Origin of the sequence: Butyricimonas sp. RTP31003st1_G1_RTP31003_210430, assembly GCF_040920905.1 — a bacterium.
Classification (GTDB): domain Bacteria; phylum Bacteroidota; class Bacteroidia; order Bacteroidales; family Marinifilaceae; genus Butyricimonas; species Butyricimonas paravirosa.
On the sequence record NZ_JBCOSQ010000101.1, the window covers coordinates 1 to 10,458 of the forward strand.

General features: G+C 51.1%; 7 protein-coding genes. 3 read left to right on the forward strand and 4 right to left on the reverse strand.

Annotation, left to right across the window (positions count from 1 at the left end; all coding sequences use genetic code 11):
• On the forward strand, positions 1–688 hold a 688-nt coding region (locus AB5542_RS20010), incomplete at its 5' end, for an NADH-quinone oxidoreductase subunit N (protein ID WP_368243385.1).
• Between the two features lie 155 nt (positions 689–843).
• Here the strand turns inward: AB5542_RS20010 and AB5542_RS20015 are convergent.
• Entirely contained in the window at positions 844–1,575 is a 732-nt protein-coding gene (locus tag AB5542_RS20015; RefSeq protein ID WP_279038741.1) for a hypothetical protein, read from the reverse strand.
• A gap of 385 nt (positions 1,576–1,960) precedes the next feature.
• On the opposite strand from AB5542_RS20015, the gene AB5542_RS20020 reads away from it, so the two are divergent.
• The gene (locus AB5542_RS20020) at positions 1,961–2,752 is read left to right on the forward strand and encodes a hypothetical protein (protein WP_140402615.1); all 792 of its coding nucleotides are present in this window, start codon (positions 1,961–1,963) and stop codon (positions 2,750–2,752) included.
• Between the two features lie 260 nt (positions 2,753–3,012).
• Positions 3,013–4,590: an ATP-binding protein gene (locus AB5542_RS20025; protein WP_279038740.1), complete on the forward strand. Its 1,578-nt coding sequence runs from the start codon at positions 3,013–3,015 to the stop codon at positions 4,588–4,590.
• 178 nt (positions 4,591–4,768) lie between these two features.
• Here AB5542_RS20025 and AB5542_RS20030 read toward each other — a convergent pair whose 3' ends face one another.
• The 3 genes from AB5542_RS20030 to AB5542_RS20040 form a co-directional block, all read right to left on the reverse strand.
• Entirely contained in the window at positions 4,769–6,136 is a 1,368-nt protein-coding gene (locus AB5542_RS20030) for a clostripain-related cysteine peptidase (RefSeq protein ID WP_279038739.1), read from the reverse strand.
• A 302-nt stretch (positions 6,137–6,438) separates the two neighbouring features.
• Positions 6,439–8,664: a patatin-like phospholipase family protein gene (locus AB5542_RS20035; RefSeq protein ID WP_279038738.1), complete on the reverse strand. Its 2,226-nt coding sequence runs from the start codon at positions 8,662–8,664 to the stop codon at positions 6,439–6,441.
• Between the two features lie 458 nt (positions 8,665–9,122).
• The coding region (locus AB5542_RS20040) for an alpha/beta hydrolase family protein (RefSeq protein ID WP_368243386.1) at positions 9,123–10,458 on the reverse strand (1,336 nt) is incomplete at its 5' end.

The window sequence follows — 10,458 nt, forward strand, 5'->3', positions numbered from 1 at the left end:
CTCCGCGGCATTCGTGCTGATGGTCATTCTCTATAAAGTGTTTGCCCCGCTCGTTCAGGAATGGCAGGCCATCCTCTACTGGGTAATTATAGCCTCTATCACGCTGGCCAACATCTTCGCCATACGGCAACAGAACCTGAAACGATTCTTCGCCTATTCCTCCATCTCTCAAGCCGGGTACATCATGCTGGGAGTGATTAGCGGGACGGCCATGGGTATGACCGGACTGGTGTACTACGTGCTGGTGTACATGCTATCCAACCTAGCCGCCTTCGGGGTTATCGCTGTCGTGGAACATCGCTCCGGCAAGATCACGATTGATGATTACAACGGGTTGTACTCCACGAATCCACGCTTGAGCTTCGTGATGATGATCGCCTTGTTCTCGCTGGCAGGAATCCCGCCATTTGCCGGGTTCTTCAGCAAGTTCTTCATATTTGCCGCAGCAGCACAACAAGGATATTACGTGCTGGTTTTCATCGCCCTGTTGAACACCATTATCTCTCTTTACTATTACCTGAGAGTGGTAAAGGCCATGTTTATCAACAAGAACGAACAACCGATCGCCAGATTCAACTCTGACAATTATTCACGTATAAGTCTCGTTGTATGCAGCGCCGGAATCCTGCTCGCGGGAATCCTTAGCGTCGTGTACGAGAACATCGGGATGTACAGTTTCGGAATGTAGAATTTAGAGTTTAGAATTTAGAGTTCAACTTTTAGTTTTAAGCTTTTAGCTTTTAACTTTCCAACTACCCCCACCGACTCCCCCTTACACAGGGGGAGTTAGAGGGGGTAGTTGGAAGCGTCCGCCCCCTGCGGCTGGAATCTAAAATCTAAAATTCACCCAAGAGTGTCATCAGCACCGGGCGGAACGCGCAGGTAAACGGAACGGGTGTACTCGTCCGTGTCCGGGCTGGCGAGATAAGGATAAATATGCACGACCGTCTCCGGGGAGAGAGGTTCTCTACCGGGACCCTCGGGATCGGGTAGCGTGAAAGTGGCCGTCCCGGCGGCACGGGTCACCGCGGGAAGGTGAAGCACACGTGGTGCGTCGGGCAGACAGTCGTAGAAGTAACCCACGACGAGCGTATCGTTGTCCCTTGTCTCGTCGAGTATGCCGTGGTGACGCCATTCGAGAGTAAAGGCCCACCCGTCACGGCGAATGCGGGTGTAAAGCGGCACGGAAAGCCAGCCGACGCTGAAAACAAAGGCCCGGAAGTTCTCCACACCATGCTCGTCGCAGGCCGTGCCGTTCACCTTGTGACACAGGTTCGGAGCAGTCATGGAGGTGTCCTTGGCAAAGGGGACCCACGAGTTGGCTCCCACAAGTTTCCGCTGGAGGATTTTCACGAGCCTGTCAACGAATGCGAAAACACTTGTCAACAGTCGCTGCCTCTCCGATCGCTTCGCACGGCGACGATCACGTTCCTCTGTCGATCCGGCGGGGCGCTTGCTGGCACAATGGCATTCCTTGCCTTTCCGGTAATACGTGGTGATACCGCCGGAACGAGTGGTCGCTTGTTGATTGACCGGTAGCGCAGTTTTCTTTTTCTTCTTCTTTTTCTTGCTCATGATGCCTCCTCTTAAATGATTCGATAAACCTCCAATAATGCTTAAACACACCTTAATGTCAAGTTTACATTTTTTTAGGGAAATTACCAAATCGTGAATGGCAAGCCACCGGGTTATTACGGTAACTTTCCGGTAACTTTCCGGTGACTTACCGGTAACTTACAAAAGGTGCAGTTAACTTATCTCGAAGATAGATAGCATCTTGCACGCTTATCGCCCGTTACCAAACGGGAATGAGATAGGAGATGTGTAAAATAAGTTAATTTTTATTAAAAATAAATTTGTTTTTTCTTGTTCAAGTCGAAAAAGGGTCATACCTTTACCATGTGCTTTCCTCGAAGCGTGGGGAAAGGCGTTTTGAAATACTCATCTAATACTCGAAAGTATGGCACGAATAAAATCAACCAACTTTTACCAGAAGAGCGGGAAAGTCGCTAACGAGGTATTTTCCAATCTAGGCAACGGCGAGGTCGGCTGCCGCGCCAAGAACAGCAAGCAAGCGCCCCTGAACGAGGAGCAGAAAATCAACGCGTCGGGCTTCTCGGCCCTTAACGCCGAGGTACGGTACCTGAACCCGGTACTCCACGTGACCTTTCCCCGTGACACGAACGGCACCAAGTGGGCCAACCGTTTCACGAGCGTCAACAAGAAACGCGAGGGCGTGTTGACAACCACGAAGATTCATCCCGATACCCCCGTAGACCCGAAGAAAAAAGCCAACGAGGAGTACACCAGCAAGATCGACTGGACGAAAGTCCTTTTCGCCGCCGGTCCGTTGCTCGTTCCTTCCGTGACCGTCAACAAAGCCAACTTGAACCTCGAACAGATCATCGCCGAGAAAACAAGGCTCCGTTCCCGTGTCACGCCCCTCGCCGACGCGGAGACTCCCGCCGTGACCGCCGAGGAGGGCGAGATGTATAGCATCACCTTCGCGCAGGAAGCCACCGTTTACGAGGGGGCCTACTGCTGGACGAACGATCGCGTTTACGGTGTCATCTACAGTCCCGAAGACCATTTCGCCCTTGTCCAGCAACTGCGCGACAGGGGTGAGAACGGCGTGACCACCATCGTCGTCCCCTCTTTCGTCAAGCCCGAGAACATCCACGTCTACAGTCTCGCCATGACCGCCGACGGGAAAATCACCTCCAACTCGGTTCACGCAACTCTGGGGGCGTGAGGATTATAACGGCAGCTCACGCTGCCGTTAATTTTAAATTTTAGATTCCGGCCACACAAGGCCAACGCTATGACTCCCCCCTCCGACTCCCCCTTACACGAGGGGAGAGACGGACGTGAGAAGATACCATGATGTTGCAATGCAGCGTATTCTCCCCCTGTGCAAAGGGGAGTTTTTTAGTTTTTAACTTTTAACTTTTAGCTTTCTCGTTCTAGCAAGTTTTTCGTAACTTTGCCTAAATAAAAGCAAACACAACGGTCATGAACAATCCATCGTCCTCCCCTCGCAAAATGCCCATCGGCATACAGAGTTTCGAGAAACTTCGTCGCGGAAACTACGTGTACGTCGACAAGACAGAACTAGTCTACAAGCTGGTTAGCACCTCGAACCCGTACTTCTTGAGTCGTCCCCGCCGCTTTGGCAAGAGCCTGCTGCTCTCGACGATGGAAGCCTACTTCCTCGGCAAACGAGACCTCTTCAAGGGCCTCGCCATCGAACGGCTCGAAAAGGAATGGGACACCCACGCCGTGCTGCATCTTGACCTCAACGCCGAGAAATATGACTCGTCCGAACGGCTACATGACATGCTCGAATTCCAGCTCCGGGGATGGGAAGAAACGTACGGAACCGGAGGCAAGGGCATCACCCACTCCGGGCGATTCATGGAAGTCATCCAAAGAGCGTACGAGAAAACCGGGCGGGGTGTTGTCGTCTTGATCGACGAGTACGACAAGCCGCTGCTCAACAGTTTTCAAGACGAGGACCTGCAACGTTCCTTCCGCGACACGCTTACCGCCTTCTACTCCGTGCTGAAAAGTGCCGACCAGTGGTTGCGATTCGTCTTCATCACCGGAGTCACCAAGTTCGCCCAGATGGGAATTTTCAGTAACCTCAACCAGCTGGTTGACATCAGTCTCACCCGACCTTACGCCACCCTCTGCGGCATAACACTCGAAGAGATCGAGGCCACGTTCGAACCGGAAATCGAGCAATTGATGGAAAGCCACGACCTTCTCCGCAAGGAACTACTCGAGCAACTCACCTGTCGGTATGACGGCTACCGTTTCAGCCCGGGTAACGTTCCCCGTATGTTCAATCCCTTCAGCCTGTTAAGCGTGATGACCTTCCACGATTTCGGGAACTACTGGTTCGCCACGGGTACCCCCACTTTCCTTGCCGAGATGCTGAAAAAAACCGACTTCGACCTGCGAGAACTCGACGGCATAGAGGTCTCTGCCGCGTCACTCTCTGACGACCGGGCCAACATCAACAACCCCGTCCCCATGATCTACCAGAGCGGCTACCTCACCATCAAGAAATACGACGAACGGTTCCAGATATATACCCTAGGGTTCCCCAACGACGAGGTGAAATACGGGTTCCTCAACTTCGTCACCCCATTCTACACCCCCGTGGCCGAAACCGAGACGAGTTTCTATATCGGCAAGTTCATCCACGAGCTGGAATCGGGTGATGTCGATGCCTTCCTTACCCGCCTGCGGGCCTTCTTCGCCGGGATTCCCTACGAGCTGAACGACCGCACGGAACGCCACTACCAGACCGTCTTCTACCTCGTCTTCAAGCTCATGGGACAATTCTCCGAGGTAGAAATACGAAGTGCCAAGGGACGAGCCGATGCCGTCGTGAAAACCGCCGACTACATCTACGTCTTCGAGTTCAAACTTAACGGCTCCGCCGACGAGGCTCTCGCCCAGATTGACGACCGGGGCTACCTCATCCCCTACTCCGCCGACAACCGGAAACTCATCAAAATCGGCGTCAACTTCGACCCGAAAGAAAGAAATATCGGAGAGTGGAAAAGAGAAGATAAAAACTAAAAGTTGGAAATTTAGAAGCGTCGGCCTTGCGGGTGGAAATCTAAAATTAATAAGATCTAAACTCTCTTCAACTTTTAGTTTTTAGCTTTTAACTTTCTTGTTCAACTGCACAAAGCTAGCGCTTTGACTACCCTCTCCGACTCCCCCTTGCATAGGGGGAGTTAGAGGGGGTAGTCTTTTAGTTTTCCTCTTCCCATGGAACCTCCACGAAATGCTCTCCGTCAAAAATCACAGTCTTCATATCATTTATCTTCAGGTAATCGCTCCAGTGCGTCACCTCATCGAAATGAAGTAACGGGTAAATGACACTATATCCTTTCATCGAATCAAACTGTCCGAAATACCATTCTTTCTTTAAAAAACAGATCCCGACAGAAACCTCCCCCTCCAGTTTTTGCTCCGATGCGGGGAGATCAAATCTCTCGCGTGCCACGATCATTTCCTCCAGTGCCTCGTTCAATTCCACGACCTTCGCCGACAATTCCCCGTAAAAAGTCCTGTTTGCCATGTACTTCGCAAAACGAGCCATGTCGATCGAGTAAAACTCACCATCAAACAAGTACATCGCCTCCCTTTGATTATAATCAAACCACAAAGCATCTTCTTCCTCTCCCTCGCTATAAACCTCCCTCAACTCGATCATTCCCTCCACGAAAGGTTTAAAACACTTCGCCACGGCCTCTATCTTACTCATATCCATCAATTGCAGGTCAAGATTGCCGAGTTGAAATGCACTTTTCCACGTATCCATCACCTTCGGGATATATTCCCGCATGGCATCCTCTATCTCCGCATGATGTTCCAACACCTTCATCAACAGCGCATAATTTCCCCCGAGATCAGGAGTTGAATGACTCGACCCCAGCACGTACCGTGCGTAATCCTTCACTTGATACAGGTTCTCGATCATGTTCATCAGGCAGAGATCCCAGTAGATCATGTCCAGCTTCACCCCCGAGCGCTTCAGTCCTTCCTCCAGCTCGAATATAGACATTGCCGCATCATAACCATCTTCCTCACAATTATCATCCATAATCATCCCCCGGCCCTTCTGTTCGAAACTCGACAAATCCAATGGTTGATCCCACAAATCAAAACCGCTCCCGTGGTTCCACAACACCAGCACGTACTTTTTCGCCGGCAAACGTTCCATCGACTCCCGGATAAAACCGGCAAGATGGTCCGGGTTATCCAGCCGGAAATTCGCATCGTTCACCCTCTCGTGGGTCATGCCCTCTTCCTCCATCGTGTACCGGATCGTCCCCTCCATCCCCTCGTTCTCTTGCTGGTCGGCCGAAAACTTCACGAGAGCCGTGAACTGCACCTTCGGCGAGTAGCCGCTCGCAGCCACCTGATCCAAATTATACCGGAGGGCGTGATCCAGATCTCCCCCACCACAACCGTAAAGTATCACCGTGTAATCCGCCTCCGGCTCGATCACCGGTTCCGGCTCGTCCTTGTCGTCACTACCACAACCAGCCAGCAACATTAATAACAAGAAACAACAAAAAATAGGAAACAGAAAATTAAATACAGAATTCTTCATAGACTTTACAAATTTATTTTACCTCCGAAAATTGTTAATTACAGATCCACAGGTCACAAGTTCCTCCCGGCAAAAAATACAGGTATGCGCAATATCGAGAATAACCTTGCCTCTGTCAGATCTTTCTTCACACACGAATTAAATATTCATTTTAAAATGCTGCAATCTAGCAATATTTTCTAATATCGCAAAATTGCATTTCATCTATTTTCGAATTCCATAAACAATAAACGAGTATGACACGAATTACGAAATTCATTTCACCTTTATGAAACAAAAGCGCAAGTATAGCGGGAGAGCTTTTAAAAATAAAATCCCAGATTAAAGTAACACCCTAACTTTTCCGACCAGTCGGAGAAAGTAAAGACCAGATCAATCGGTCCCAGCATTGAATCCCGGGAATAACCGATTCCCCCGCCCCATATACCTTTACGACCGAAGAGGTCAAAGAAGTTATCGTCTTGCAGGGCATAGTTCCCGATAACGGAAAGATAGTGCTTTCGCCCCATGCGTTGGCGAAATTCCAATTTCCCCACGATCACGGCATTCTCGAATACCTCCACGTGGTTAATTCCCACGAAAGGCATCTGCTGCGTGTTGTAACGTCCGAACTCCGTTCCCCCGAGATTATTAAAGTAAGAATAGGCAGGATCATGCCCGATTAACACCCGCCCGAACGCGGAAGGGATCACTTTCAAACGGTCGGAAAGGGAAACAACCGGGCAGAAACGAACCGACAGGGCGGAAAACGGCGATCCCCCGTCATACGTCGCCAAGTTATCCGTGTACAACGAATAAGCGGCCTCCAAGGAAACGCCCCGGGAGGGGTAGAACCGACGATCGTACGTGTCCAGTTCCGCCACCCCGTAATAACTGAAAAAGCCCTCGGGACGAACGCTCATCACCTCGTCCTCGTTGGAGAAAAGCAGGGAATTGTAATCAAAATACTCGTAGCGTAACCCCACCTTGAACTTAAAATTACGCAGGTACAGGCTGGACAGCCCAAGTTCCCCCGCGTGGTAACGATAAGTCACGTTATTCGTTTTCTTCCCCTTCCGGTAATAATCCACGTCATTGTAGCGGAACATGTAAGCGAGGTTAAACCCTCGCAAGAAAGTATTTTCCAGTGAATATTCCAGTTTCACGTAAGGATTCTTGCTCAAACGTCCGGTTAATGCCAGTTGTGACCCCCGCAAGCTCCTGTTGTTTAAAGTCGTGTTCAACAAGATGGCCGCCATATCCTCCGAATCAAACCGGAAACCGATATTCAACGTACTCATGGGATTGGATTTCAGGCTTAACTCCAAATCGTAGGGAGCTGTCCCCAGCAACCGGTAATTCACCGCCACGAATGCTTTCGTGCCGTACAGGGTCGCAATTTCACGATGAATATCATTCAAGGTGATCTCGCTATTTTCCTCTATCCGCATTTTCCGACGCACCCATCCTTCCTCCCGTAAGGAGAGTCCCCGGATAATAACATTCCGGATGGCTATTTTTTCCGGTTGACGGGCTTTTGGAATCTCGTTGTCCACGTTCCCGGCTTCCCCGATCAATTCTTTTACCCGCATGATCTCGGACCATTGTTGCAGTGCCGCCACCTTTCCCCGGGCCAGTAGCGAGTCGATCGAGCGGGCGCTGAAACTGGCGGCGGTGTATCCTTTCATATCGGGACGAATCACCAGATCGGCAAGCTTCACGTTCGCCTCGTGTTTGTTCATGCAGAGAAGGTTGATGATCTGCGGGATCACGCCGGAGACAGACTCCAGCTTATCCTCCTTCATCAAATCGGCCTGCACGTCAACCCCGATCACGATCTCCGCACCCAACTCACGGGCCACGTCTGTCGGGAAATTATTCAATATACCCCCGTCAACCAGTACCCGGTCCCCCGTCCTCACCGGGGTAAACACGCCCGGAATGGCCATGCTCGCCCGCATCGCCTGCACGAGATTCCCTCCCTTCATCACGATCTCTTCCCGGTGGAACATATCCGCCGCCACGCAGGCAAACGGGATCGGTAATTGCAGGAAATCAAGGGAATCATGATAACCAATCGTGAGATCGGAAAAGAGATTATACACGTTCTGCCCGCTGATAAAACCTGACGGACGCTTTTTCCCCCGGTCAAAAGGGACGGAAAGCAAGTACTTGCCATCCTGTTCCTTCTCCCCGAAAGGCAGGTCATAACGGTTCACTTTATCACTTAGAAGGAACATCCAATCCTGCACCCGCACGAGGCTATCGAGTTGATCGGCCGAATAACCAATGGCATACAGACCGCCCACGATGGAGCCCATGCTGGTTCCCACGATGACATCCACGGGGATCCCCGCTTTTTCCAACACTTTCAACACGCCGATGTGTGCCACGCCCTTCGCTCCCCCTCCGCTTAACACGACGCCCACCTTTTTCCGTTGTGCCTCCACGGTCGGGAGCATCAACAGCAATAACAAGCCTATCACGAACAGACGTCGGGCAACCGGGGTGTGGAATTTCGGGTATCGGAAAAGTTGCGGGTATTGCATGGTATATATTTTTAATTTAGAATTTAGAGTTTAGAATTTAGAATGCCCCCCTCGAAGGGGCTGTTCAAAAGTCATTTCTCAAACTCCCTCCCCCCTTCGGGGTACTCCCTCTATAAACAGAGGGAGAGTTGAAATACCCTCTGTCTTCGGGAAGAGTCACCAGCTCCTCCTCTGTTTATAGAGGAGGTGGCACGAAGTGACGGAGGAGTTTTTTGAAATTAAATGACTTTTTGGGAAAGCCCCGACAGGCTGCATTGTTACATTGAAACGTCTTCTTGCGTCCGTCTCTCCCCCTGTGTAAGGGGGAGCCGGAGGGGGTAGTTAAAGCGCCGGCCCCGTGCGGCTGGAATCTAAAATCTAAAATCATTAAATCACTTAATCTAAAATCATTAAATCACTTAATCTAAAATCATTAAATCACTTAATCGGAAATCACTAAATCACTTAATCGATAGGATCTAAAATCCTTTCCCCTTGATCCAATCCCCGATCTCTTTCAAGGCCACGGGCGAAAAAGTTTCCTCTATCGTGCCGTATAAAGCGGGCGAACCCGATTCGCAAGTCTGGAAAAGATGATTTAACCCGGGTAATTCCTTCACGGTCACGCTCCGGTTTCTCCCAGCCTCCAAACCTTTCTTGATGATCTCCAAGTTTTCCGGCAAAACTTGCAGGTCACGACTCCCGTTCAAAGCCAGCACCGGACATTTCACATCCCTCAAAACGGGAACAGGGTCGTATTTCACGAAGAAATACATCCACGGGGACAGCACTTGTCGACGCCAAAGTTCGGCACCCCGCTCGTCCTTCATGTTTGCCGGCAATTTCCCCGCTTGGTTCAAACTATCCATGTACGCTTTCAAAAGCGGTTCGGCCTCCCGACTCGACGCGCTCGCCAGCACGATGTCAAAACATCGGCGATTCACGGCAGCCGAGTAATCCTGCTCCTCGGCAGTCGCTCCCGTCACCCGTCCCATCTCTTTTTGCTGTTCCAGTAATATATGGTCACCCCGTAGCCCGGGACCCGCCAACAGAACGATGAAAGACACGTCTCCGGAACGACTGGCCACGAGGGGAGCGATCATCCCACCCTCGCTATGCCCGATAAGCCCGATATTCCGTATCTTTCGATCATTCTTCAAAAAGTTCACGGCAGCCTCCACGTCATCGGCCAAATCAAGCGTGGTTGCCGTCCCGAAATTCCCGGTAGACTGCCCCACTCCCCGATCATCGAAACGTAGCACCCCGATCCCCTGCCGGGAGAGATAGTCGGCAAGCACAAGAAAAGGTTTATGTCCCAACACCTCTTCATCCCGGTTTTGCGGCCCGCTACCGGAAATCAACACGACAACCGGGTAATGATCGCCCTTTTCCGGTAAAGTCAGCGTACCCGCCAAGGTCACGCCCGCTTTCGTGTTTTCAAAGGTCACTTCCTCTACCCGGTATGGATAGGGTGGCTTGGGTTCCTGTGGACGCGAGAGAGGCTTTTCCTCGTTGCCCCGCATTAATTCCAACGGCAGCGTCAACCCGCCCTGCACGAAAGTTCCTTGTATCCTATCGGATCCCTGCCATTTCCCGGAGAATTTCATTCCAAGGGCCGGAGCCGTGATGGTCAACACGCTATCTGCGTACTCCGTTTTCCCCGTAGGAATTCCCTTTGCCCCCTGATCAGGGCTATCCATCGTCGTCGTCCATGAATCCCCGGAACGGGAAACATAAAAAACAAGCCTTAATTTCACGCCCTGAATATTCAAGGTTCCACCCCAATGTCCGGCAATATCCTGCGCATTCATGATC